Source organism: Labrys okinawensis, assembly GCF_047345005.1.
GTDB classification, from domain to species: domain Bacteria; phylum Pseudomonadota; class Alphaproteobacteria; order Rhizobiales; family Labraceae; genus Labrys; species Labrys okinawensis.
In genome coordinates this window covers 5282501-5307869 of sequence record NZ_CP178864.1, presented here as the reverse complement: position 1 = coordinate 5307869, position 25369 = coordinate 5282501, and the positions used below count along the sequence as shown (strand labels likewise).

Annotated in this window: 23 protein-coding genes (1 of these 23 only partly in view); 11 read left to right on the top strand and 12 right to left on the bottom strand. The window is 63.5% G+C overall.

Annotated elements, in window-relative coordinates:
• Positions 1-31: 31 nt before the first annotated feature.
• From ACMDCR_RS24835 to ACMDCR_RS24825, 3 genes are all read right to left on the bottom strand, one after another.
• On the bottom strand, positions 32-823 hold the full coding sequence (locus ACMDCR_RS24835) for a metal ABC transporter permease (protein WP_413989184.1): 792 nt from the start codon (positions 821-823) through the stop codon (positions 32-34).
• Positions 824-903: 80 nt separating this feature from the next.
• Positions 904-1689 (bottom strand): metal ABC transporter ATP-binding protein, encoded by a 786-nt coding sequence (locus ACMDCR_RS24830; RefSeq protein ID WP_413989183.1) that lies wholly within the window; start codon positions 1687-1689, stop codon positions 904-906.
• Complete coding sequence (locus ACMDCR_RS24825; protein WP_413989182.1) at positions 1686-2567, bottom strand: metal ABC transporter solute-binding protein, Zn/Mn family; 882 nt, start codon at positions 2565-2567, stop codon at positions 1686-1688. Before ACMDCR_RS24825 ends, ACMDCR_RS24830 begins: the two co-directional genes overlap by 4 nt.
• 332 nt (positions 2568-2899) lie before the next feature.
• Between ACMDCR_RS24825 and ACMDCR_RS24820 the strand changes: the two genes are divergently transcribed.
• Positions 2900-4927 carry a DUF4139 domain-containing protein gene (locus tag ACMDCR_RS24820; protein WP_413989181.1) on the top strand — a complete coding sequence of 676 codons (2028 nt, stop codon included), beginning with the start codon at positions 2900-2902 and terminating at the stop codon, positions 4925-4927.
• Positions 4928-4990: 63 nt separating this feature from the next.
• Here the strand turns inward: ACMDCR_RS24820 and ACMDCR_RS24815 are convergent, their stop codons facing one another.
• The gene (locus ACMDCR_RS24815) at positions 4991-5668 is read right to left on the bottom strand and encodes an NADPH-dependent F420 reductase (protein WP_413989180.1); all 678 of its coding nucleotides are present in this window, start codon (positions 5666-5668) and stop codon (positions 4991-4993) included.
• 224 nt (positions 5669-5892) lie between these two features.
• On the opposite strand from ACMDCR_RS24815, the gene ACMDCR_RS24810 reads away from it, so the two are divergent.
• Complete coding sequence (locus tag ACMDCR_RS24810) at positions 5893-6456, top strand: TetR/AcrR family transcriptional regulator (RefSeq protein ID WP_413989179.1); 564 nt, start codon at positions 5893-5895, stop codon at positions 6454-6456.
• A gap of 91 nt (positions 6457-6547) precedes the next feature.
• On the opposite strand, the gene ACMDCR_RS24805 is transcribed toward ACMDCR_RS24810, so the two are convergent.
• On the bottom strand, positions 6548-7435 hold the full coding sequence (locus ACMDCR_RS24805; RefSeq protein ID WP_413989178.1) for a cupin-like domain-containing protein: 888 nt from the start codon (positions 7433-7435) through the stop codon (positions 6548-6550).
• A gap of 375 nt (positions 7436-7810) precedes the next feature.
• Between ACMDCR_RS24805 and ACMDCR_RS24800 the strand changes: the two genes are divergently transcribed.
• Together ACMDCR_RS24800 and ACMDCR_RS24795 are read left to right on the top strand one after the other, a co-directional pair.
• Positions 7811-9523 (top strand): caspase family protein, encoded by a 1713-nt coding sequence (locus tag ACMDCR_RS24800; RefSeq protein ID WP_413989177.1) that lies wholly within the window; start codon positions 7811-7813, stop codon positions 9521-9523.
• Positions 9524-9727: 204 nt separating this feature from the next.
• Positions 9728-10342: a GNAT family N-acetyltransferase gene (locus tag ACMDCR_RS24795; protein WP_413989176.1), complete on the top strand. Its 615-nt coding sequence runs from the start codon at positions 9728-9730 to the stop codon at positions 10340-10342.
• On the opposite strand, the gene ACMDCR_RS24790 is transcribed toward ACMDCR_RS24795, so the two are convergent.
• The 6 genes from ACMDCR_RS24790 to ACMDCR_RS24765 all read right to left on the bottom strand — a co-directional run bounded on the left by ACMDCR_RS24790 (position 10332) and on the right by ACMDCR_RS24765 (position 17014).
• The gene (locus tag ACMDCR_RS24790) at positions 10332-11840 is read right to left on the bottom strand and encodes an oligosaccharide flippase family protein (RefSeq protein WP_413989175.1); all 1509 of its coding nucleotides are present in this window, start codon (positions 11838-11840) and stop codon (positions 10332-10334) included. The two genes, ACMDCR_RS24795 and ACMDCR_RS24790, sit on opposite strands and share 11 nt — an antisense overlap.
• A 242-nt stretch (positions 11841-12082) precedes the next feature.
• Entirely contained in the window at positions 12083-13228 is a 1146-nt protein-coding gene (locus tag ACMDCR_RS24785; protein WP_413989174.1) for a PQQ-dependent sugar dehydrogenase, read from the bottom strand.
• 72 nt (positions 13229-13300) lie between these two features.
• Positions 13301-14809 (bottom strand): oligosaccharide flippase family protein, encoded by a 1509-nt coding sequence (locus ACMDCR_RS24780; RefSeq protein WP_413989173.1) that lies wholly within the window; start codon positions 14807-14809, stop codon positions 13301-13303.
• 307 nt (positions 14810-15116) lie between these two features.
• Entirely contained in the window at positions 15117-15536 is a 420-nt protein-coding gene (locus ACMDCR_RS24775; protein WP_413989172.1) for a hypothetical protein, read from the bottom strand.
• A gap of 462 nt (positions 15537-15998) precedes the next feature.
• A complete protein-coding gene (locus ACMDCR_RS24770; protein WP_413989171.1) occupies positions 15999-16418 on the bottom strand; it encodes a DUF1236 domain-containing protein in 420 nt (139 codons plus the stop codon).
• A gap of 194 nt (positions 16419-16612) precedes the next feature.
• Positions 16613-17014 carry a VOC family protein gene (locus ACMDCR_RS24765; RefSeq protein WP_413989170.1) on the bottom strand — a complete coding sequence of 134 codons (402 nt, stop codon included), beginning with the start codon at positions 17012-17014 and terminating at the stop codon, positions 16613-16615.
• 174 nt (positions 17015-17188) lie between these two features.
• Here ACMDCR_RS24765 and ACMDCR_RS24760 point away from each other — a divergent pair, with 174 nt between their 5' ends.
• Positions 17189-18103 carry a bestrophin family protein gene (locus ACMDCR_RS24760; RefSeq protein ID WP_413989169.1) on the top strand — a complete coding sequence of 305 codons (915 nt, stop codon included), beginning with the start codon at positions 17189-17191 and terminating at the stop codon, positions 18101-18103.
• A gap of 92 nt (positions 18104-18195) precedes the next feature.
• Here the strand turns inward: ACMDCR_RS24760 and ACMDCR_RS24755 are convergent, their stop codons facing one another.
• Positions 18196-19254 (bottom strand): UPF0104 family protein, encoded by a 1059-nt coding sequence (locus ACMDCR_RS24755; protein WP_413989168.1) that lies wholly within the window; start codon positions 19252-19254, stop codon positions 18196-18198.
• 265 nt (positions 19255-19519) lie between these two features.
• Between ACMDCR_RS24755 and ACMDCR_RS24750 the strand changes: the two genes are divergently transcribed.
• The 6 genes from ACMDCR_RS24750 to ACMDCR_RS24725 all read left to right on the top strand — a co-directional run.
• Complete coding sequence (locus tag ACMDCR_RS24750) at positions 19520-20743, top strand: pyridoxal-phosphate-dependent aminotransferase family protein (RefSeq protein WP_413989167.1); 1224 nt, start codon at positions 19520-19522, stop codon at positions 20741-20743.
• A gap of 37 nt (positions 20744-20780) precedes the next feature.
• Positions 20781-22340 (top strand): ABC transporter substrate-binding protein, encoded by a 1560-nt coding sequence (locus ACMDCR_RS24745; RefSeq protein WP_413993712.1) that lies wholly within the window; start codon positions 20781-20783, stop codon positions 22338-22340.
• A gap of 104 nt (positions 22341-22444) precedes the next feature.
• On the top strand, positions 22445-23425 hold the full coding sequence (locus ACMDCR_RS24740; RefSeq protein ID WP_413989166.1) for an ABC transporter permease: 981 nt from the start codon (positions 22445-22447) through the stop codon (positions 23423-23425).
• On the top strand, positions 23422-24252 hold the full coding sequence (locus ACMDCR_RS24735) for an ABC transporter permease (protein ID WP_413989165.1): 831 nt from the start codon (positions 23422-23424) through the stop codon (positions 24250-24252). Before ACMDCR_RS24740 ends, ACMDCR_RS24735 begins: the two co-directional genes overlap by 4 nt.
• Positions 24249-25085: an ATP-binding cassette domain-containing protein gene (locus ACMDCR_RS24730; RefSeq protein WP_413989164.1), complete on the top strand. Its 837-nt coding sequence runs from the start codon at positions 24249-24251 to the stop codon at positions 25083-25085. The genes ACMDCR_RS24735 and ACMDCR_RS24730 overlap by 4 nt, the downstream gene beginning before the upstream one ends.
• On the top strand, positions 25078-25369 hold the beginning of the coding sequence (locus tag ACMDCR_RS24725; protein ID WP_413989163.1) for an ABC transporter ATP-binding protein. Its footprint extends 485 nt past the window's final position; 292 of the gene's 777 nt are visible here — the first part of the coding sequence; its start codon is at positions 25078-25080; its stop codon lies beyond the right edge, outside the window. Before ACMDCR_RS24730 ends, ACMDCR_RS24725 begins: the two co-directional genes overlap by 8 nt.

Genomic DNA, 25369 nt, shown 5'->3' with positions numbered 1-25369 from the left:
GTATCCACCCGGCTTCGGGCCTCATGCTGCCCTACCGCACCCGCCTCGTGCGAACCCGCGTGGCGGCGAGATAGACGAGCGAGCCGAGCGCGGTGATCCAGAAGCTGGTCGGCCAATCCGTGTAGAAGGCGAGCGTGAGGCTGATCCAGGCCGTCATGAGCGCGATCGCCACCGATGCGGCGATGCCGTGAGAAACGCGGTGCGTAAGGTGCATGGCCGAGGCGGCGGGCGCTACCATCAGGGCGAAGACCAGCAGCACGCCGACGATCTGCATGGCTTCGGCCGTCGTCACCGCGACGATCACCATGAAGAGGGCCGAGATGGATTCCAGTCGCACACCTTTGGCTTCGGCGAGTTCCGGCTGCAGGCTGGCGAAGGTGAGGGGGCGGCCGATTATCGCGAGCCCGATCAGGCAGGCGAGGCCGAGCCCGGCCAGGATCCACACGGTCATCTGGCTCACGCCGAGCACGTTGCCGAACAGCAGGCTGGTCACCGCGCCGGCATAGGCGGTGTAGAAATGCAGGAACAGGAGACCGATGCCGAGCGAGAGGGTCAGCACGATACCGATGGCGACATCGCGATGCGCGCGCTCGCCGAGCAGCCCGATGCCGATGCCGGCAAGCACCGTGAAGACGGTGAGGCCGAAGAAGGGAGAAAACCCGATGAGAGCCGCGCCGGTCGCGCCGGGAAAGCCGACATGCGAAAGGGCATGGCCGGCAAAGGTCTCGCCGCGCAGCACCAGGAAATAGCCGACGGCGCCGGCCACGATGCCGACGACGGTGCACGCCATGAAGGCGTTGCGCATGAATTCATACTCGAACATCAGTTACTCTCGGGGCGCGGGGCTTCGGACCCGCCTTCATAGACACCCTATCAGAAGGCCGGTCTGAAGACCCGCCCCCGTCACTCATGCACATGGCCTTCGAGCTCGCCTTCCTCCGCCATCACGAAGATGCGCCCGTTGACGCGGGCGACGTGGATGGGCGTGCGGTAGAGGTCGGAGAGCACATGCCGGTTCACCACCTCATTCACCGTGCCGATGGCGGCGCGGCCATTGCCGAGATAGAGCACCTGGTCGACCGCGTTGAGCAGCGGGTTGATCTCATGCGCGCAGAACAGCACCGCGATGCCGCGCTCGACCGCCACCTCCTTGATCAGCTCGACGATGCCGCGCTGATGAGCCGGGTCGAGGCTGGCAAGGGGTTCGTCGAGCAGCAGCAGGCGGGGATCGCCGATCAGGGCCTGTGCGATCAGGAGCCGCTGGCGCTCGCCGCCCGAGAGCTGCGAGATCGGCCGGCGGGCAAGATCGGTGGCGCCCACACGCTCGATCGCGGCCCAGGCAGCCTCCCTGTCGGCGGTGGAGGAGAAAGGCCAGCCCCAGCGCGTGCCGCCGACGGCGCCAAGCACCAGCTCGTAGCCGCTGAGGCTGAGCTGGGCGGCGCTCCGCCGCATCTGCGGCATATAGCCGATCCTGGGATTGCCACGGCGCGGCGTCTCGCCGAGCACGCTGATCCGCCCGCTCTGCGGCGTGACCAGGCCGAGCACCGCCCGCATCAACGTGGTCTTGCCGGCGCCGTTCGGGCCCAGCACGCCAACGAACTGGCCTTCGGCAATGGAAAAGGAGACGCTGGACAGGATCCGGCGTCTCCCCAGCGTCAGGCTGACCTTTTCGAAGCCGATAGCGCTCACTGCGTCAGACCGTCGAGGGCGGACCCGACCTCTTTCAACTGGCCGCCGAACCAGGTCTGGATCGACTTGCCGGCAGGCTCCGTCTCGGTCACGCCCACCACCGTCACCTTGCTGTCCCTGGCGAGCTGCAACAAGTGCCTGGTCGTTTCGTCGCTGACCTGGCTGTTGTAGAACAGGATCTTGGCCGAGCCGTCCTTGAGGCTCTTCTCGAAGCCAGCCACCTGGCTCGGGCTCGGTTCGGTATCGTTCATGATCGCAACCTGGAAGTCATAATTCAGCATCTTGAAGCCGAGGGCTTCGGCCATATAGCCGAAGACCGGTTCCGTCGCCGTGACAGGCGTGCCCTTATACTTGGCTTTGAGTGCCTCGGCCTGTTTCGTCAACGCGGCAAACGAGGCATCGAACCTGGCGAGGTTCGTCTTGTAGGCCTGCGCATTGGCGCCGTCGCGCTTGCCGAGCTCGTCGGCAAGCGCTGCCGCGACCGCCGGAAGGGTCTTGGGGTCGTACCACAGATGCGGATTGTCGCCGCTCTTGTGGCCAGTGAGATCTGCGGCGACGATGGTCTTGCGATCGGGATTGGTGGAGGCCGACAACAGCTTGTCCATCCAGGGGTCGTAATCGGCGCCGTTATAAACGACGATCTCGGCGCTGGAGAGCGCCTTGGCAGTGGAGGGGCTCGATTCGAACAGATGCGGGTCATCGTCCGGATTGGACAGGATCGAGGTGACGTCGACGTGGTCGCCGCCGATCTGGGTGGCGAGGTCGCCATAGAAATTCTCGGCGGCGACGATCTTCACCTTGTCGGCCGCCAGTGCCGGGCCGGCCAGCATCGAGCCGAGCGCCACCAGGGCGGCGCCCAATAGAAGGGAACGCATCATGTTCTCCATGAGACGGGCAGGGCCGAGGCCCAGGGCAATAAACGTTATGTTATAACAAAACTTCGTTTAGGAGCGTGAGCAGCGAATGTCAATGCGGGATGAGGGAAGGAGGCGTGTGATTGAAGGGCGCGACAATAGTCTCCCCCAGCTTCGTGGGGGAGACATTGCGTCGCGCCTCCTCATAAGCAATCCGAAAAAATTCTCTTCCGGCCATTGTGCCAATCGCACCCTTGCTGCGTCTCATGGTTGTATCGCCGATTACACCCCTCGGGGCTCATATGCCTGATACAAGGAGCCCCGATAGCTGCGTGACTTTCAAACAAGGGCTTCCCATGCGCTCTCCGATCCTCCTTCTCCTGCTGGCCTCGACCATGCTCGCCGGTACGGCCCAAGCAGCCGACCTCGTCCTCAAGCGCGCCGTGCTCGGCACGGGCGGCGTCGGCTATTTCGAATATACGGCCGAGGTCACCGGCAAGGACACGCTCACCCTGCGCGCCCGGCTCGACCAGGTCGACGACATCCTGAAAAGCGTGCTGATCCTCGATCCGGCCGGCACGGCCTCGGCCACGCTGCCGGGCAAGGCAGGATCGGACGAGGTCTTCGCCTCTCTTCCCTTCGCCAAGTCCGATCTCGACTCGATGCCGGCGTTGGTCGCGGCCCTCAAGGGCGCCGAGATCAGATTGACCGGGCCACGCAGCATCTCCGGGCGCATCGCCAGCGTGCAGAGCGAGACCGTCACCGGCAAGGACGGCGGCACCATGACACGCACGCGCGTCTCGGTCTTCACCGGCACCTCGATGGAGCAGTTCATCCTCGAGGAAGCCGAAGGGTTGCAATTTGCCGATGCCCGACTCGGCGAGCAGGTCGAGAGCGCGCTCAAGGCCTTGCGTACTGCGCAGGATCGCTCCGGCCGCGACATCACGATCCAGCTTGCGGACGGCGGCAAGCGCACGGTACGCGTCGGCTATGTCGCCGAGGCGCCGGTGTGGAAGGCAGCCTACCGCCTGACGCTGCCCAAGGCCGGCGAAGACAAGGCGCGGCTGCAGGGCTGGGTCGTGCTGGAAAACATGACGGGCAATCCCTGGAAGGACGTGCAGGTGACCTTGTCTTCCGCCGCGCCCGTGACCTTTCGCCAGGCGCTCTACGATCCCTACTACGTAGCGCGACAGACTATCGCGCCGCCTGTGAGCCGCACGGCTCTGCCCAGGACGGACGCGGGCCAGCAGGAAGTGGCTCCAGCGCCACAGGCAGCTGGAGGTGCGCAGTTTGACCTGGCTCCTCCAGCCCCGATGGCGGCTGCCGCGCCCCGTCCTGCTCAAATGCGGCTGCAAAAGGGAGGCTTCGGAGCGGTCGATCAGACCGTAGACCTCTCTGAGGCCCAGGATTCGGGCAGCGCTGCGGAGGAGAATGCCGCCGGCGCGAGCTTCACTTTGTCGACGCCCGTCAGCGTCGGCGCGGGCGATAGCCTGACGATTCCTTTTGTCGATCTCAAGGTGCCCTCGCAGGCTGTGGCCTGGTATCAGGGCGGCAGCCGCAATCCCTGGCAGGCGCTGACGCTTACGAATGACGGCGCAACATCGCTGCCGGCAGGCTCCGCGACCATCTATGAGGCCACGGATGCAGGGCCTCTCTTTTCCGGTGAATCGCAGTTCCCGCTGCTACCGGCCGGCGATTTCCGCCTGATCGGCTTTGGCGCCGACCAGAAGGTGCTGGTTGACAGCGAGGCGGATTCGGCTTCGGCCATTACCCGCGTCAAGATGGTCGATGGCACGCTGCAGATCCAAAGCCGCATGCGCCAGACCACAACCTATCGCGTCAAGAACGGCACGCCGGACCTGCGCCATATGGTGATCGAGCAGCCGCGTCAGGCCGACTGGACGCTGGTCGAGCCCAAGCCCGAGGAGGCGACCATCGCGGGCGGCGCCTACCGCCTGCGTTTCGATGTCGAGGCGAACAAGTCCAAGCAGTACAAGGTGACGCTGGAGCGGCCGGTGGTCGAGGCCATCGAGATTTCGGACCTTACGAGCCAACGCATCGAGGCGCTGATGGTCGCCCCCGGCATCGACGACGGGACCAAGGCGCGCCTTGCCGTGGTCGCCCAGGCGGCCAAGGCGAGCGACGAGGCCCAGGCCGAAGTCAGCCGTCTGCAGGAACAGCGCGAGGGCATCACGCAAGACCAGGAGCGCCTGCGTCAAAATCTTAGCGCCGCCCCCGAGGGCTCGGATCTCGCCCGGCTCTACTCGCAGAAGATGCTCGCCCAGGAAAAGGCGCTCGATCAGCTCGACGATGCCATCAGGGCGGCCCAGATCAAGGCCGAGGCGGCCCGCAAGGTGCTCGGCGACAAGGTGCGAGCGCTGTAAGGGCGCGCGGCTCGTTGGAGACATCCGGGAGGGGCGGCGGGAATGCCGCCCTTTTTACATCTCTCATGTCACGATCTTCACCCCGAACAGCGGCGTGCCGCGCAGCGTATAGAGCCGGAACCACAAAATGAGGAACTGCTCCATGGCGCGAGCGCCGACGATATCGCCGAGATCGACGATTGTCTTCCAGCCGAAGTCGCGCTTGAGCAAGGTCTCGATGGCGGTCTTGGCGTCGGGGTCGTTGCCGGCGATGAACATGTCGCCACCGCCTTCGGCCACCTTCGAGGCGTCGACGCCGACGCCGATATAGGCGCAGTTCAGCGTCTTCACCACCCGCGCCGAGGGATAGGCTTTCTGGATCTCCTCGCCGACCGAGGTGGTGTTGGTGAGGTGGGGCAGGGAGGTCAGCACGCCGGTCGAGAAATCGCCTGGATTGGAGACGTCGACCAGGATCTTGGTGCCGATATTGGCCTCCCCGGCGATGGCGAGGGCCTGCAGGCAGACGCCGCCGCCGGTGGCGTTGAACAGGACCTCGCCGAAGCGCGCCGCCTCGGCGAAGGTGACGACTGGTACCTTCGTCTTCGCCGTCCAGGCCCGAAGGGTCTCGGCCTGGCTGCGCGGCTTGTCGAGTTCCGTTTCGCTGACCTCGCGAACACCGAGCACGACGTCATGGCCCTTGTCTCGGAGGGCGGCGCCGAGGGTTTGGCCAACCACGCCCGAACCGATAATGCCGATCTTCATAAGTCATCTCCTTCGGTGAAGAGTGCCGCCCGCGCCGCCGAATCCCGGATTCAAGTATCAGCCCCGAGCCATTGTTTCGAAAAGACTTTTGATACCGGACGCCTGGACCTTCTTTCAAAGGAGAACCGCGTCTAGCCAGAGGCACCGGCTTTCTTTGCCGTCCAAGTGTGGTATAGACAGACAGGTTCGTCTATATGAGAAAACATAAAGACAGGTCTGTCTACATGTCAAGAAAAGATGCCCTTTCGCCGCGCGAAAAAATTCTCGCCGTAGCGGGGGGGCTGTTCTTCGGGGAAGGCTTTCGCGCTGTCGGCGTCGACCGTCTGATCGCCGAGTCCGGAGTGGCCAAGGCGACGTTCTACAAGCATTTCCCAGCCAAGGATGATCTGATCGCCGCCTGGCTCAACCTGGCGGACAATCATATGGCGGCGTGGATGGACAAGGCGGTCGCCGAAGCGGCAGATCCAATCCAGGCGCTTTTCGAGGCCGTCATGGGGCTCGCCCGCCAGCCGGAATGCCTGGGCTGCACCTTCCAGGGTACTGCATTGGAATTCCCGGCGCTCGACCATCCCAATCATGCCATCGCCTTGGCCTCCAAGAAGCGGGTGTTGGCCCGGCTGGAGGACCTGGCGGTGGAAGCCGATGCGGCGGAGCCGCGCGCACTGGCCGAACAGCTCTATCTCCTCATCGAGGGAGCCTGGGCTTCGTCCCGCATGTTCGGCAAGCAGGCGCCGGTGCTGCACCTGGCCGAAGCGGCGCGTATTTTGGTGAGGGCTGCTCGGCAGTGATGCCGTGCGTAGGGGCGCGGAGACAGAGGGCATCATAGAAAAGGCCGGCGAGAACGCCGGCCCTTGCAGAGATCGCCATTGAATGCAGGCTCTATCGCTTCACCATCGAGTGGACCCGGCGCAGGGCACCGAACGCCGCCGCCTTCGAGCGGTCGACGATCTTCGAACTGCCGGGCGGGCGAGGCTTCAGGCCCATGCGGCGCATGAAGTAGTTGGCGCGGTAGATGTCGGCATACATCCACTTCGGAAATTCCAGATTGAGGGCAAGGCCGACCGAGACGTCATTGTGGTTCTGCAGCCAATGAGCCCCATGCACGGGCAGATGGATGGCTTCTCCGGGACGCAGCACGAATTTGCGCGCCGTCCGCTCGGCCTCCGGCTTGTAGTTTCCGGCGGCCGTCGTCACCGCGTAATAGCGCTCGAGCTCGTCCTCGGTGGTCACTGTCCGGTCGTGCGGCGGGCAGACCCAGATGTCCTTGGAGCCCTGGATCTGGGTGAGGAAATTGACCTCGGCGTCGAAATGATAGGGCGTCTTGCGGTTCGGCGAGGTGATGAACACCAGCATCTCGGTGTTGCTCAGGAGTTTCGAGACCTCCGGCCCGGCAATCTCGCGGACGAAAGCGTCGAATTCGTCGAGAACCGCTTTGTAACGCGGATCGACCTCGACATGCTTCATCACCATCCAGGCACCGGCTGTTTCGATGCGGTCAATGACCTGCCGTATCGTCATGTCGGGCTTGGGTACCGATCCCCACTTATCCATTATCGAAAGATCACCTGCATCCCAGTAAAGATCATCCTTTCGCTTGGCCGCTTCTTCCGCGACCTTCGCCAAAGCTTCGACCGTAAACAGGGGATGGCCAGCAAGGGCATGGTGCACCACGAAGGCATTGTTGTTGAGCATCTTGCGGCATTCTGCGATCGGCTCGATCGTGGTCCATCCCTGAAGGCTTTGAATAGTCGGTGGCCTGTCCAGCATTAGACTTATCCTAACCCAATTGGATTTCCGCATGCCAAAAGGCAATGTCTCAAGAGAATATCGCAAATATTTGCCTCTGAGACGAGAGAGAAGCTGGTCGATTTCGACGATTATTAGGTAAAATTTTCGGAGGAGATCCTGCTTGAGGATGTCATCCATAAGTCGTAGGCGAAGAGACATAGCCGCGCGAAGGGATAGAACAGGGCGACATCGCGTCCCAACGTACGGCTGCGATGCCACGCTGCAAGCAGGAAGGGCGTTCCTTCGAGTCCGGCCGCCTGCTGATGTGCGTCCGCACACGGCAAGGGACAGAAAGTTGATGCATTCCGTCCTGTGTAAATTATATTCGCCAGATCCTTTTTTATCGAGGAAACGATGCGCCATCCTGTCCGCTTTCTGATGGGCTGCCTGTTGGCGCTCGGCCTGTCCGGCTGGGCCCTCGACATAGCCTCTGCCCGCAATCTTGCCCTGGTGGTCGGCAACGACAGTTACGTCAACGTTACATCGCTGCAGAAGGCCGTTGGCGATGCGCAGGCGATCGGCGACGAACTCGAGAAGCTTGGCTATGTGGTCAGGCGCGCCGAGAATGTCGACCAGCGTGGTTTCAGCCGTGCCCTCGTCGCCTTCGACGCCGATATCCAGCCGGGCGACCGCGCGCTTTTCTTCTATGCCGGCCACGGTTTCGAAATCGATGGCACCAATTACCTGCTGCCGACGGATGTGCCGGCAGCGCAGGCCAACCAGGAAGACCTGATCCGCGACGCTTCCTTCCCGGTGGGGCGCATCATCGACGGCATCCGTGAGCGCGGTGCAGGTGTTGCCGTCCTGGTGCTCGATGCCTGTCGCGACAATCCCTTCGCCAACAATTTCTCACGCTCGGCCGCTCTTGGCCGCGGCCTCGCCCGGATCGATGCGCCGGAAGGCGTCTTTGTGCTGATGTCGGCCGGTGCCAAACAGGAGGCGCTTGACCGCCTGTCCGACCAGGACGGCAATCCCAATTCCGTCTTCACCCGCAGCTTCCTGAACGAATTGGCCAAGCCTGGCCAGACTCTGGTCGAGATCGCCAAGAAGACGCAGGTCGACGTGCGAGCGCTTGCGGCCAGCGTGGGTCATGACCAGACGCCGGCCTATTACGACCAGGTCATCGGCGACGTCGTGCTCTCGGATGCCGCGGCGCAGACGGGCTCGCAGACCGCTGGCCCAGAGGCGAGAGGTTCTGTCGGCCCCAACATCAAGACGCAGATCAACATCACCGGCCAGACACAGGCGGGTGCGGGCGTGCAGATTGGCTCGGGCACTCAGATCGGCGCCGGCGTGATGATCGGCAACAAGGAAGCCAAGATTGCCGTCCGCAACCAGGCCAATCCGCCCGGTAGCGATCCCGCCAAGGCGCTCAATGTCCAGCAGGGCGGCACTCCGACCGACACGCAGCTCGCGCTGCTGCAGCCCGATTCGAAGCTCGGTAACAAGACGCAGCAGCCTCTCGCCCGCGCGCCGATTGCCAGCTTCATGCGCTCCAATTCCGGCTGGACGGTGACCATCTCCCTGCCTGAGCCCGCCACGGCACTGGCTTACCGGATGGGCGATGCCGGCGAGTTCAAGGAGACCGGGCTCCTGGACGTGCTCGACCAGCGCACGGGCGCGCGCATGCCCAACCCATCCTTCCCCCTGTCGCCGCGTGCCCCAGCCGGCGTCATCGAGGTGCGCTACCGCACCGCCGACGGCACCGATGTCGGTCCATTCCCGATCCGCTTCGATCCGGACGTGGCGCTCTATCAGACCCAGCGCCAGAACCTCGAGCAGATCTCGGGAAGCTGGGTTGAGTTCCGCGATTTCAACGGCACCCTTGTCTATTTCACCACGCTGCTCAGCTATCGGTGCGCTATCACCGAGGTGCGCTATGGCCTCAATGGCGCTCCACCGCTGACGCGTTTCGACCTTCCGGTCTGCAATACCAAGGATCCGTTTGAGATCCCCAACAATGCCAAGACCTATCTGAAGGTACCCGCCAATACGAAGTCGATCAGCATCCAGCTCACCTGGCGTGACGGCTCGCAGTCGGAGGTGAACACGGTGGAGAAGGATTGAGGCGAGTGTGGAGCTGCCTGTCCACGCCAATAACTGTAGTGGGCTGGAAGCAATGACGGTGCTTCCGGCATCTCCATCGACTAAAGTTGCCGTCTATGTGCGATTGCCTCCGCTTGGAATAACATGGGTGGTGGGATAGGAAGGACCGGATGGCGGCCCGCATTTCCGGGCGCTGATTTGCACATCTCCAACCTTTCCTTGTCCATGACCCAGACCCTTTCCCCCGGTTACGCTTCCGTTCCTCCCGGCATGCTCGCCAATGTCGTGACCTGCCTTGAGATGCGGGAGAAGCCGAGGTCCCGTGCCTCGCGCCCGATGGAGCAGCCACTGACGCTTGTGCAGATGAAAGAGCCTGACATCGCTGCCTATCGTGCTCTGTTCCGTGCTGTCGGACAGGACTGGCTGTGGTGTTCACGCCTCCTGATGGCGGATGACAAGCTCAGGGGCATTCTCGAAAGCCCCGAGGTCGAGGTCTACACGCTCTCCGGCGCCCGCCGGAAGCTCGGCCTGCTGGAGCTCGACTTCCGCCAGAGGGGCGAATGCGAGCTCGCCTTCTTCGGCCTGGTTCCAGAGGCGATCGGTCAGGGTGCCGGGCGCTTCCTGATGGACCAGGCGCTGCGTCTGGCATGGGCGAAACCGATCGAGCGTTTGTGGGTCCACACCTGTACCTTCGACCACCCTGGCGCGGTCGGCTTCTATCGCCGCTCGGGTTTCCGGCCCTGTCAGTTCATGGTGGAGCTGCAGCCTGATCCGCGGTTGACCGGACATCTGCCGCGCGAGGCAGCGCCGCATGTGCCGCTGGCCGATTTCAGGGTCTGACGGGGCGCCTCAGGCCAAGGCGCGCCAAGCCGATTTGCACGAACTGGCGCACGAGATTCTCGGCATTGTCCTGCTCCTTGAACACCACGCCAAGGCCGTAGATGATCGCGAAATAGACGCCCATGTAGAGCGTGCCGGTCACGGCGAGACAGGCGGCGAGCAACAGCATATTCTGCTGTCCGCTCATCAGCATGTTCCCATAGATCAGGATGGGGGTGCAGACCACGATGGCGGCGACGGGGCCGGCCAGCGAAACCACTTGTTCGCGCAGCGTGGCCAACGTCATGGCCCTGACGTCCTGCATGCTGATGAAGGTCACAAAAATCGCGTTCGCAATGGCCGCGGCGATGGCCCCTTGAATGCCCCAGGCCCATGCGCCGATCACCGTGGTGGGAAAGAAGAACAGGGCCTGCTTCAGGTTGCGGATGGCGATGCGGCGCGTCTGATTCAAGGCGATCGCAAGCGGGGCCATGGGCAATGGCAGAATGTCGATAAAGCAGACCCAGGCAAGGCCCGCGAGAATTGGCGCCGATTCGCTCCATTTCTCGCCCAGGAACAGCCGGACCAGCGGTTCGGCCAGGAACGCCGCGATGCAGAAGACCGGCGCCAACAGGATGAAGATGCCGCCGGTAGCCTTGAGATAGGTCTCCTTGAGCGTGCCATGTTGGCTGGCAGCCACAAAGGCCACGTTGAGGGGAGAGCCGAGCGGGGTGGCGATGATCTGGAAGGGCACGTTGGAAAGGTCGCTGGCCATGGCATAATTGCCGAAGGGGTGGGGGCCGATGAAGCGCGGCAACACCAGGCGCCCGGACTGGAAATTGACGGCGGTCACCAACTGTGAGACCAGGTTCCAGCTCACCATGTCTGAAAACATCGGCCAGTCCTTGAGCGTGAAGCGCACCTGCATCGGTGCCAGCCAGTAGGAGCCGACCATGAGGACCGCCGGCGTCAGGACGGTGGCGAGGGCGATCGACCAGTAGCTATGCGTCAGGGCCGCTACCACGATCGCAGCCGCCGCGGCTATGCATTTGCTTATCACGTCGAGCCCGGCCTGGCGGCGGAAGTCCATCTGCCTGGAGAAAACCGTGATCTTCGGGCTCATCAAGCCGCGCTGGATCGGGGCGAGCGCCAGCACGAAGACGAGTGGGATGAGTCGAGGCTCGTCATAAACCCGCGACAGGGGCCAGGCGCAGACGATCAGCAGCAGCCCCACCAGTAACCCTCGCAGGGCGCTCAGGGTCAGGGCGGTGTCATACATGCGTTCGGTCGGGTCAGGGATGCGGACGAGCGCCGAGGCCAGCGGCAGCTCGAAGACGGCCTCGACCACATAGACAACGGTCATGGCCATGGCGACCACGCCGAAATCCGTCGGGGACAGGAAGTGGGCCAGGAAGAGCAGCGCTACGAAGTCGACGCCCTTGGCGATGACTTTCGCACCGACCGTCCAGATGCCGGCCTTGGCGGTCTTGCGCGATAATCCGTTGTTCTCAGCTGCCATGGCTGGCGAACCCTACCTCTTTCGGGTGGCTGCAGCCGCTATTGCCACACGCGCCGAATAGAACGCCTCACAGCTTGCACGATCCGCATTTGCAGTGTCGAGCGATGTATTTGCCATAGAGCAGCGCCTTGAAAAGGGGAAGCGGTTCCCGTCTCAAAAAAGAGTGCGGCAGCCCTTCATCGTACCACCGACGCGCAGGCGCGTCAGAGCGATGTCGGATCTGAATGACAGCCTTGCACAGATCACTTGGCCGGCGCCAGCCGCAGCAGGCGTCCACCGGGACCGTCCTCGATCAGGAGGAGGGCGCCATCGGCAGCCACCGCCACGTCGCGGATGCGCCGGCCCATGTCCCAGCGATCCGCCTCCTGAGCGCCGCCCTTTCCGTCGAAGGCGATGCGCACCAAAGCGTGCTGGCGCAGGGCGCCGATGAAGGCTGAGCCACGCCATTTCGGGAACATCGCACCGGAGTAGAAGGCAAGGCCCGCCGGCGCGATCACCGGGGTCCAGTAGACGACAGGCGCCTCCAGGTCCGGCCGCGTGCGGTGCCGGGGAATCGGGGTGCCGTCGTAATTGTCGCCGTTGGAGACCAGCGGCCAGCCATAGTTGCGACCAGGCTTGATCAGATTGAGTTCGTCGCCACCGCGCGGGCCCATTTCATCCTCCCACAGCTTCCCGTCGGCGGCGAAGGCAAGGCCATAGGGATTGCGATGGCCGATCGTCCAGATCTGCGCTTGCACGCCGCCTTGCGCGGCCATCGGGTTGTCGGCGGGTGCGGAGCCGTCGAGGTTCAGGCGAAGGATCTTGCCGAGGGTGCCGTCGGGATCCTGCGCAGTCTGTGGGCGCATGCGATCGCCGGAGGTCAGGAAGAGATGCTGTCCGTCCGGCGCGAAGGCGATGATGCCTCCTGGCTGGCCGCCACCGCCCTCGGGCGTGGCCCGCCAGATCACGACGAGGTCGGCGAGGCGGGCCGTGTCGTCTGATTCGGCCAGCTTCGCCCGCGCCAGGGCCAGCCTGCCGCCGCCGTCACCAGGCTCGACATAAGTGAAGTAGACCTCGTGGTCCGTACCGAAGCGCGGCGAGAGGACGATGTCGAGCAAGCCATCCTGGCCGACGGCCTGGACCGGCGGCACACCGGGGACTTCCTGTTTGCGGCCGTTCGGCGCCACCAGATAAAGGCGTCCGCCCTTCTCGGTGATCAGGAGCCTGCCATCAGGCATGACTGCGATCGCCCAGGGCGAGTCGAAGGTTGCAACAGACGTGAACTTGAAGGGGCGGCCGGTGGCATAGGTCCTGTTGCCGGCATTGACTTCCGCGAGAGGGGCTCGGACCGGCAGCAAGAACAGCGAGGCAAGGATCAAGGCCTGCCCAATTTGCCGGACTTTGCGCATGCCGTCCTCTCCATGCACCGATCATGGGTAGAACCGAGTGGCCCGTCGAACGTTCCGCTCCGGTGGTGCGGCTCATTTGTTCCCGGAGGCCGATCGCCGGAACTTGGCCAGGGTATTAAGTCCGATCGAGATGATCATCTGCTCGGCGCCCGCCGTCGACTTGACCCAACGCGAGATCAGATAGATGCCTCCCGCGTAGACGGCGAGATAGAAAAGGCCGACTACTGCGATCTGAAGGGCGAGCAAAAGGGGATTTCCACCAATCACGATGAAAAGCGTGGCGCAATAGAGCATGGTGCCGGCGATGGCGCTGATCGCGACCGGGCCAGCCAGGGCAGTGATCTGCTCTCTTATGGATGCGGCGACCAGCAATCTGACCGTCAGCATGGTCATGAACATGATGAGGCAGGCCTCCACGCAGACAGCGAAGATGGCGCCGGGCACGCCGAAGAGCCACACGCCGGCGATGACGAGCGGCACCAGCACCAGGCACTGCGTGAGACTGCGAAAGGTGATCAAGCGCGACTGATTGAGCGAGATCGCCAGCGGAGGCATCGGCGCCGCGGCTGCCTGGATGAAGCTGGAGAGGGCAAGGCCGCTCAGGAGAAACGCTGCCCCTTCCCACTTGCTTCCGAGAAAAAGATCGATCAGCGGTCTGGAGACGAGGCCCATGAAGCTGTAGATCGGGAACATCAGGATGGCGATGGCGCCCATGGCCTTGAGATAGGTGTTCTTGAGATCGCCTCTCTCATTCGATGTGACGAAGGCCACGTTCAGTGGAAAGCCGAGAGGCGAGACCAGAACCTGGGTCGGGATGGCGGCGAGGTCGTTCGCCATGGCATAACGACCGAAGGACACGGTATCGACGAAACGCGGCAGGATGAACCGTCCGATCTGCCAATTCACTGCCAGCAGAATCTGCGAAAGCACGTTCCAACTCACCATGTCGGCAAAGAGCGGCCAGTCCTTCAGCGTGAGGCGGGGACGCATCGGCGCTAGGATATAGGAGCCTACCATCAGGACCGTCGGTGTGAGGATGGTGCCGAGGGCGATCGACCAATAGCTTTTGGTCAGGACGGCGAGAGTGACTGCCGCCGTGCCGGCGATGACCTTGCTCGTCACGTCGAGGAAGGCCTGTCGCCGGAAATCCATCTGCCTGGCGAATTGCACCATGCGTGCGCTCATCAGGCCTCGAAGAATCGGGGCCATGGCGAGCGCGATCACAAGGGGAATGAGTCTCGGCTCGTTGTAGAAATGCGCCATCGGCCAGGAGGCCGATGCGAGGATGACACCGATCGCCAGGCCGCGCAGCGCGCTCAGCGTGAAAGCCGTGCCATACATGCGCGGCGTCGGGTCCGGAACCCGAGTCAGGGCTGACCACAGCGGTAATTCGAAGACAGCCTCGATGATGAAGATGAGCGTCATCGCCATCGCCACCAGGCCGAAATCACCGGGGCCCAGGAAGCGCGCGAGCACGATCAGCGACGCGAAATCGACGCCCTTGGCGACGAGGCGCGCGCCGATGGTCCAGACACCTGCCGTAGCCGTTTGTCTTGAAAGGGCGATGCTGTCAGCTCCCATGGAAGGGGAATCCTGTCGCTTCCACATGGCCACAATTTATCAAGACCCGCAAAGCCTCTGTCGACTGCGCCCCTGCTGCTCGCCCTTCGGCATGACGTCGCAGGATCAGTCTCGACATGGCTTCATGGGGTGCGGACAGTCCGTGGCGTGGCAGGGCAGATGCCATCCGGATAGCAGTCCCGATGGATGATTCATAGCCCTCATGGGCGTTACGTCTCGTACGTTTCCAACAGCATAACGCAGGGGCCCTGTTCCGCGAAGTAGAGACGCATTCGGCCCTACAAAGGTGGGAAAGGGTAAAAGTTTTTCACATTGTGCCCGCTGCCTTGCGTAGCACCAGATGGGCGCCACTGAGATTGAGCCAGGTCAGGCCGCCAAATGCCAGGGCGGCGGTCAGGCTCTGGGGCGAGACGTCGAGGCTTTCGAGTCCACCGCTGATGAGGCTATCGACGAAGGCCGTCAGCACGAGGATGGAAAAACCGCTGCCAACGGCGCTCAGGAAAAGGCGCAGCATTGGCCATGATGCCACGGGCTTACCCCGCTCCCAGAGCAGCAGGCCGCAATTGGCAAGCGGGGCGATGACGAAGATGACCACGATCGGGCCGAAGAAGGCGATCAGCCAGTCGAGGTTACACAGGAATTCCCGGCAAGGCAGGCTGTCGAGAAAGCGGAAGACGAACCAATAGAGACCGGCGAGGGCAAGGCTTGCCACGGCATAACAGGACAAGGGCCCGACGCTGCACCTGGGCTGGGAGAGAGAAAGATGGATCATCATTTGTCCCGCGATGGCTTAAGTGAGTGAACGTACGCTAACTTAGATCATCGCGCCTTCGCCGTCAATATGCGAACTCCGTCCTTCTGCCAGGGTTCAGGCGGGCTTCAGGGGAACGGGCAATCGCTTCAGCCCAATTTGGCGCTTCCTCGCCGTCATTGCGGGCGAGCGAAGCAATCCGGGGGCGAAAGGCAGTGCGATTATCCTGGATTGCTTCGCTCTGCCCGCAATGACGCATGAGTCTGCGTCAAACCCGTCACTTCGCAAGTTTCGTCAATCTGAAGTGATCGCCCTGGGAGCAAGGTCTTCGCGATTGACCGCCTGAAAAAAAGCAGCCGCCCATCCAGGGGAAGGGCGGCTACTCGGATGGTCACGGTAGAGAAGCGTCGCAAGCGGCGATTCCTTGCCATGAATGCTTTATGGCATCACCTCGACGATCCGGCGCGTACCCGGATCGACCAGCACCACCTCATCGTTGACTACGGTATAGCGGTACTGGACGTCGCCATATTCGGAAGGCACGTCATAATACTGCACCCCTTCGCCCGGCAGCACTGTTCCGACCGCTACCGGTTCTTCATACCGGAAGGAAGGCCGATGCTGCTCGATGACGTATTGGCGGAACCGCGGCTTCTGCTTGATGCCGACCAGTCCGTTGATGCCGCCGGTCACGGCGCCGACCGTGCCGCCGACCACCGCGCCAACCGGGCCGGCGCTATGGGCGCCCTGTTCGGCACCATCCTGCGCGCCGCCCATGACACCTTGTGCATAGACGGAAGCAGGCGCCATAAGAGTGAAAGCAAGGGCTCCGGCCAAAAGAATAGACCTGCCTTTCATAATCGATCTCCATAGATTGTTTCGAAAGGCCCAAAGGATATGGACTGCAGGATCAACCTTGTGGATCCCACAAGGTTCCGAAAACAGATCGTATAATTAAATAATCTGGCAAAACGTATGGTTATTGCCTCACGAGGTGACCTTACGCGAGGAGGGGCGCGCGTATCTTCTAGGACATATTTAGATCTTGAATTTCAAGAACTTGCGGCACTTGGCTGCAGGAGATCCCAGCGATTGCCATAAAGATCCTCGAACACCGCCACGGTGCCATAGGCTTCCCGGCGCGGTTCCTCGCAGAATTGCACGCCGCGCGAGCGATAGAGCTGATAGTCGCGCCAGAAATCATCGGTATGCAGGAACAGGAAGACGCGCCCGCCCGCCTGCCTGCCGATGGCGTCGGCCTGCTCCGCTCCCACCGCCCGGGCGAGCAGCAGCCGGGTCTCGCGAGCCCCCGGCGGAGCCACCATCAGCCAGCGCTTGCCGCCACCCATGTCGACGTCCTCGATCGCCTCGAAGCCGAGGACGTCAGTGTACCAGGCTTTCGCCTCGTCATAGTCCCCAACCACCAGGGTCAGGGCGCCGAGATATTGGCTCATCTCGAATCTCCGCAGGATGCTCGATCCTTTCCTGCGAGCGGCGTCGTGGCAAGGGCGCTGTCGTCATTCCCATTTGGATACTGCGATAAAGATCATGTCGCTTTTGCACGGCGAAATCCTTCATCCTGCGTGGCACATGCATCGTTTCCTGTCCTTCGCGAGGATGGCTCAGCCGTGATCGTCCGCAAAAACCCACGCCCCTGGGAGCTCTTCTTCATTCTGCGCGGCTCCATCGTGCCGCAGATCTGGCCACAGATGCTGGTGGTGGCGCTGATCTCGGTGACGGTGACGCTGCTGGAAACGCGTGGCTATATCCATGTCGCGCCCATCGCAGCGCTGCCCTTCTCCCTGATCGGCGTGGCGCTCTCGATCTTCTCGGCCTTCCGCAACACGGCGAGCTATGACCGCTGGTGGGAGGCTCGCAAGATCCTGGGCGCCATGGTGATCGATGCCCGCGGCCTGTCCCGCCAGGCGATCGCCTACCTTGCCACCGATCCCGCTACGGCCCGGCGCCTCGCGCTCTATGCCACGGCGTTCAGCGATCTCGTGCGCTGTCATCTGCGCGATGAAAAGCCTGACGAGGAGGCTTTGCGCCATCTCGATGCTGGCGACCGCGAGTTGGTGCTCAACGCACGGCACGCCCCGAATCGGTTGCTCGCCCGCATGAGCGGCGCCATCGCGGATGCGTTGTCACAAGGACAGATCCCGGCGCAGCTGGCACAGACCCTCGAGGAGCGGGTCTCGGCGCTCTCGGCCGATCTCACCGCAGCAGAGCGTATCAAGCTGACGCCGCTGCCGTTCGCCTATTCGTTGCTGCTGCACCGCACGGCCTATCTGTTCTGCTTCCTGCTGCCATTCGGTCTTGCCGACAGCATGGGGCTGTGGGCGCCGCTGATCGCCGCTATCGTCTCCTACACCTTCTTCGGATTGGATGTGCTGGGGGACGAACTCGTGGCGCCCTTCGGCACCACCCAGAACAGCCTGCCAGTGATGGCGATCTGCCGGACGATCGAGGTCAATATCCTCGAGGATCTCGGCGAAACGGACCTGCCATCGCTGCCCAAGCCGAAGGATTTCGTGCTGGTGTGAGGCGGGTTTTCCTGGGACCGTCGGCATCCTTGCCGGCTCTTGGAGCGCCGCGCCCGAGGGAAAGGAGGCTGCCCGCAGTCCCGGGAAAGCTTTCAAGAATGCGGTGGCGGATCCTGGCGCACCGGATCGAGCTTGACGGGAGCCGGCGCCACATTGTCGATCGCCGCCGCCTTGCCGCCGAAGATCGAACTGATGAGGCCACCGAAATTGTTGCGCTCGGTGTAGAGCACGATGACGCATGAAACCGTCAGCGGGATGAGGAGATAGAACAGGCGGAACAACAGCAAGGCGGCGAGAATTTCGGCCTTGGACTGGATCACCGCCGGATCTGCGGGATTGGCGCCGGCCGGCAGCATGACCAGGAAGAACACCGCCTCGAACACGCCAGCCCCGCCCGGAGCGTTGGAGATCAGCCCGGCGCAGAAGGAGGCCAGGAACATGCCGAGCACGACGAAGAAGCCGGGATTAAGGCTGTCGGGCAGCGCAAAATAGATGATGCCGGCGGCGCCGATGATCTCGATGGGCGCGGCGAAGAGCTGGCGGAAGGCGATGCTCGGCTTGGGGTAGGCGATCAGCATCTTGCCGATCTTTAGTGGCTTGAAATGCAGGATCGAGCCCGCCTGGTAGAGAAGGACGAGGATGAGCATGCCAAGGCCCAGTATGAAGGCGGCGCTGACCGGGAAGCTGAACAGGCGGGAGAGCAGGCCGGGCTCGCCCACCAGCACGATGCCGCCGAGGAAGACCGCGCCATAGGCGAAGGTGAAGGCGCAGAAGGCGGTGACGACGGTGACCTCGGCCGCGTTCAATCCCATCTTCGAATAAGCGCGATAGCGCACCAGGCCGGAAGAAAGGACGGAGACGCCGATGTTATGGCCGAGCGCATAGGCCACGAACGAGACTACCGAGACGATAGGCCAGGACAGCTTCCGGCCTACATGCATCAGCGCTATGCGGTCATACCAGGCGAGCGCCGCATAGGCGAGCGAGGTGGACAGGAAGGCGCAGAGAATCATCAGCGGGCCGCGATCGACGATCGCCTGCCAGACCTGGCCGACTTCCACCCCCTTCAACTCTTTCGAAAGCAGGTAGATCGAAAATACGACGGCGGCGAGCCCGACGATCGGCCAAACATATTCGAGCTTGTTCTTCATCACGTCCGTCTGGGTAAGGTTTCGAACTTATCTTCGAAACGGGTCGTCAAGGCTTGCACTGAGACAGCCATTAACAACGGGAACGTGTCGAAGACAAGACGCATAAGCGGCGGTATCGCGAGAACGCGCGTGCCGGTTGAAACAATTTTAATAACAAGCATATGGTGTATTTTATATGATAGTGACATTAAACATATGTAATTAATGCGTTGTCAGTAAAGCGCCGCAAAGCTAGCTTCAAATGCGCTGCCTAGCGGGACGTCCGATGCCTGTGCCTCCGCCCTTCATGCTGACGACCGGTCCGGTCACGGCCTACGCTGCCGTGCTCAACGCCATGTCGCGGCCCGCCATCTATGACGGGCACCAGGCTTTCCAGCATTTCTATCGCGGAGTGATCGGCAAGCTGCAATCGGCGCTACGCCTTACCAACCTGCCATTGATCCTGCAGGGCGACGCTCTTCTGGGCTTGGAAGCCGCGGCTGCCTCGCTGATCGGCCGAACCGATGTGGTGCTCAATCTCGTCTCGGGCGTCTATGGCAAAGGCTATGCCGGCTGGGCGCGGCGCCATGGTGGCGAGGTGATCGAGCTTGAAGTTCCGTTCAATGAGGCCATCGATCCCGTGGTGGTGCGAAGGGCGCTGGTTGCGCGACCGGATATCACGGTCATCGCCGTCTGCCATCACGATACGCCGTCCGGCACGCTCAATCCTCTGGCCGAGATCGGCGCGATTGCGCGCGAACATGGCGCCTTTGTCATCGCCGACGCCGTCTCATCCTTCGGCAGTCTCGACGTGCATCCGGAAACGGCCCACGTGGACATCTTCGTCACGTCGGCCGCCAAATGCCTGGGGGCCACGCCGGGCCTGACCCTGCTCGGCATCAGCGAGCGGGCCTGGACCCGGATCAAGGCCAATCCTGATGCGCCGCGCGCCTCCTTTCTCTCCCTGCTCGACTGGGAACTCGCGGCCGAGATCGACAAGCCCTTCCCGGTCACACCCTCGCTCGCCGAGATCCGCGGTCTCGACGTCGCGCTCGACCTCTATCTGCAGGAAGGGCCGGAGCAGGTCTGGGCCCGGCATGCCCGTACGGCTGCGGCGACCCGTGCCGGGCTGAAGGCCCTCGGCCTCAGGCTCTGGCCGATTGACGAGGCGATCGCGGCGCCTTCGGCCACCGTCTTCCATCTTCCCGCCGGCCTCACCGACAATATTTTGCGCGATACGCTGCTCGATCGCTATGGCGTGCTGCTCTCTTTCGGCCGCGGCTTCACGGCGGGCAAGGTGCTGCGCATCGGTCATATGGGGCCGAGCGCCGAACCCATGCTCGCCGTCACGGCCGTCGCCGCCCTTGGTGCTGCGTTGAATCAGCTCGGCATCCGGGCCGATGCCGGCGCCGGGGTGAACGCAGCCCTTGCGATTCTCGACGGAGCGGCATCCAATCAGGCTGATTCTAAGTCATCGTCCCGGGAGGTCGCTGATGTCGATCCTGCTTAGCCGCCGCGCTTTCCTGCTTGCCAGCGCCGGGACCGCCATGGTGCTAGCCCTGCCGCATCGCGTCCTTGCCGCAGATACGCCGAGCGGCCGTCTGACCGTCGCGGCCGATTCGGAGCCGACCAATCTCAACCCTGCCATCGTCGCGTCCAACGGCGTGTTCTTCGTTGCCAGCAAGGTGATCGAGCCGCTGGCCGAGGCCGACTATAGCGGCGCCGACGGCCTGGTGCCCCGGCTTGCCCTCTCCTGGGCGGGCTCCCCAGACGGCAAGACGGTGACCTTCAAGCTGCGCCCGAATGTGAAGTGGCATGACGGCAAGCCTTTCACCGCGGCCGATGTCGCTTTCTCGGCGCTGGAGGTGTGGAAGAAGCTGCAGAATCTCGGTCGAGTCGTCTTCAAGGATCTCGAAAGCGTGGATACGCCCGACGATCTCACGGCTGTGCTGCATTTTTCGACGCCGACGCCCTTCCAGCTCATTCGCAATTGCCTGCCCGCCTTGACCTCGGTGTTGCCCAAGCATGTCTTCGCGGGTACCGACATCATGACCAACCCGGCCAACGAGAAGCTCGTCGGCACCGGGCCGTTCAAATATGTCGAGCACAAGCCGGGCGAATATTACCTGCTCCGGCGTAACGACGCCTATTGGGCGCCGGACGAGCCCAAGCTCGGCGAAATCCTGTTCAAGGTGCTGGCCGACCGCGATTCTGCCGGTGCCGCGCTTGAATCGGGCGAGATCCAGCTCGCAGCCTTTTCCGCCGTGCCGCTTGCCGATATCGACCGCATCTCCAAGGTGCCGGGCATGAAAGTCTATTCCAATGGCTATGAGGCACTGACCTACCAGATGATCGTCGAGATCAACCACAGCCGCAAGGAACTGGCGGATCTGCGCGTGCGCCAGGCCATCGCCCATTCCATCGACAAGGGCTTCGTGGTGCAGGCAATCTTCCGCGGCTACGCCACCGCCGCCACCGGACCGATCCCGCAGACGGACAAGACCTTCTACAATCCGGACGTTGAGCGCTACGAATTCGACCCGGCCAAGGCCGAATCCCTGCTCGACGAGGCCGGCTACAAGAAGGGGCAGGACGGCGTCCGCTTCCATTTGAAGCTCCTGCCGGCGCCCTTCTTCAACGAGACGGTGCAGTTCGGCGCCTATCTCAGGCAGGCGCTCGCGAAGATCGGCATCGACGCAGAGATCGTCTCCAATGATTCGCCGGCACATCTGAAGGCAATCTACACCGATCACGCCTTCGACCTTGCCGTCGGAACGCCGGTCTACCGCCAGGATCCGGCGATCTCGACGACCATCCTGTTCCAGAGCGGCATTCCTGCCGGCGTGCCCTTCTCGAACCAGTATGGCTATGCCAACCCCAAGGTCGACGCCATCATCGCGCAGGCGGCGGTGGAGATCGATGCCGCCAAGCGGGCCGATCTCTACAAGCAGTTCCAGAAAATGGTGGTCGACGATCTCGCTTTGATCAACGTCACCGAATTCTCCTTCATCACCGTCGCCAACGAGAATGTGCAGAACGTCTCGAACAATCCGCGCTGGGCGGTATCGAACTGGGCCGATACGGCCGTGCCGGAGATGTCGCCGTGACGCCGGCCCCGGGTGCGCGGACATCTTGTTCGCCCTTCCTTTCTCACAAAGCGTGCCGTTTCCAAGAGCGGACAGGATGTCCGCGCACTCGGGAATAACCTTCCTTGGCGCTGCGCCTGCTCCGTCGCCTCTTCGGCGCCATCGCCGTTCTCGCCCTCGTCATCGTCGGCGCCTTCTTCATGTTGGAGGCTGCCTCAGGTGACGCTATCGACGCCTATGTCGCCGGTATCGGTGGCATGGATGCCGCCCGGATCGCGGAGCTTAGGGCCGCCTGGGGACTCGACCAGGGGCCGATGCACCGGCTCGGCGCCTATCTCGCCGCGCTCGCGCATGGGGATCTCGGCTGGTCCACCGGCTTCCAGCGTCCTGTATGGGATGTCCTGCTCGAGCGCCTGCCGGTGACGTTGATCACCATGGGCTCGGCGCTGGCGCTCGCCTTCCTGCTCGGCATCCTGTTCGGCTTCATCGCCGGTGCGCGTCCCAATGGCTGGCTCGACCGCATCCTCTCGGTCGGCTCGCTTGCACTCTATGCCATGCCGGGATTCTGGCTCAGCCTCGTGCTGATCCTGATCTTCTCGGTGAGCCTGCGCTGGCTGCCTTCGAGTGGCTTCGAGACGATCGCTTCGGGCAAGACGGGATTCGCCCGGGTCGCCGACATCGCATGGCATCTGGCGCTGCCGGTCTCGGCGCTCGGCCTCCTCTACATGACCCTGTTCCTGCGCCTGCTGCGCGACGGCATGGAGGAAGTCTGGCACGCCGATTTCATCCGTGCCGCCCGCGCGCGCGGCATCGTTGGCCTGCGCCTGGCGCTGCGCCACGTCGCGCGCAACGCTTTCGCGCCGGTGATCACCATGCTCGGCCTGCAATCGTCCTCGTTGCTCGGCGGCAGCGTGGTGGTGGAGAGCGTCTTTGCCATTCCCGGTTTCGGCCGACTCGCCGCAGAGGCGGTTTCGCGACGCGATACGCCCCTGCTGCTCGGGGTGGTGCTGCTCAGCGCCGTTGTCGTCGTGGTGATGAACATGCTGGCCGATCTCGTGCAGGCCTGGCTCGATCCGCGCATCGGCGCCAACGAGCGCTATGCATGAGCACGCTGGCCCGCATCCTGCGCAGCGGCGAGGGGAGGGCGGGTGCTGCCCTGCTGGTGATCTTCGTGCTGCTCGCCTTGACGGCTCAGCTCGTCTTTCCAGGCGATCCGCTCGGCATCACCGCGCCGCCGCTGCTGGCCCCCTTCACGGACAGTGCTCACCCCCTTGGCGCCGATCGCCTCGGCCGCGACATCGCCGCCGAGCTCGCCTGGGGCGCGCGGACCACGCTGCTCGTGGCGCTTGCGTCGGCCTTGGCCGCTTTGACGCTCGGCACCATTATCGGCACATTGGCGGGCTTTCTCGGCGGCTGGGTCGATGATGTCCTGATGCGCATCAGCGATGCCTTCCAGACCGTACCAGCGTTCCTGCTCGCCATGGCCCTGATCAGCATCACCGGGCCGAGCTTACCGGCTATCGTGCTTGCCATCGCCGCAGGCGCCTGGCCGCAGCCGGCCCGCATCGCCCGCGCCGAGATACGCTCCCTGCGTGAGCGCGATTTCGTTGCGGCGGCGCGGGTCGCTGGCATGCATCCCCTTGCCATCGCCTTCCGCGAAATCCTGCCCAACGCTCTAACTCCGGTGATCTCGCTCGCCGCCATCATCGCCGCAGCGGCCGTGCTGATCGAAGCGGCGCTTTCCTTCCTCGGCTTCGGCGATCCCAACCGGCCGAGCTGGGGCAGCATGGTAGCGGAGGGGCGGGCCATGCTGCGCAGCGCGCCCTCGCTCTCGCTCATCCCAGGCCTTGCTTTGATGCTGATCGTATTGGCGATCCACCTTCTCGGCCGCGGCTACGCCAAGGCCCTGCGCGTGCGGGAGCTGGTGGCATGAGCCTGTTTTCGTTGCGCGGATTCGGCGTTTCCTATCGCGATCGCGGCGGTGGGCTGCACCCGGCATTGCAGGCCATCGATCTCGACATAGCAGTGGGCCGTCGCCTCGTGGTGCTCGGCGAGACCGGATCGGGCAAATCCACTCTGGCGCTGGCGCTCGCCGGCCTGCTGCCGCGCAATGCCGAGGCGAGCGGCAGCCTCGCCCGCGCCGGATTTGCAGCGCCGCCGCGGCTTGGCCGCGACATCGGCATGGTCTTTCAGGACCCCAGCGGCAGTCTCGACCCTCTGATGCGGGTCGGCGAACAGATCGCCGAGGCCCGACATGTTAATCGTGGTGGTGGTTGGCGCGAAGGACGCGAACAGGCCGAGACCTGGCTGGAGCGCCTGGCTATTCCCAACTCGCGCGCGAGCGCGCGCAGATATCCGCATCAGTTCTCGGGCGGGCAGAAGCAGCGCATCGCCATTGCGGCGGCGCTGGTGAGTGAACCTTTGGTGCTGATCGCCGACGAGCCCACCAGCGCGCTCGACACCATCAGCCAGCATGCCATCGTCGGCCTGCTCCGGGAGATCGCCGGGGAGCGGGGCCTCACCTTGGTCTTCGTCACCCACGACATCGCGCTGGCCTCCGAGATCGCCGACGATGTCGCCGTGCTCTACGAGGGCCGTCTGGTCGAAGCGGGGCCTGCTGCGCGCGTCTTATCGGCGCCCTCCCATCCCTATACCGCGGCACTCCTCGCGATGCGCCTCGACCTTGATACCCCGCGCCCGACTCGCTTCGCCGAGATCGACAAACGCGATTTCTCCGTGCGCGCGCCAGGGGGCGGGCATGGCTGAAGCGCCGCTGCTCGATATCAGGGGGCTCGCCAGCAGCGTCCGCGACGGCGGTGGGCGGCATGTCCTCCTTTCAGGCGTCGACATGGCGGTGGCTCCCGGCGAGATCGTCGGTCTGGCGGGCGGTTCCGGTTCGGGCAAGACGACCTTGGCCCGCGCCATTCTGCGCCTGATCGACATTGATGCCGGCACGATCCTGTTCGAGGGGAGGGACCTCACCCGGCTCGAGGGTGCCGGGCTGCGGCGCGTGCGACCCCGTTTGCAGATGGTGTTCCAGGATCCGATGG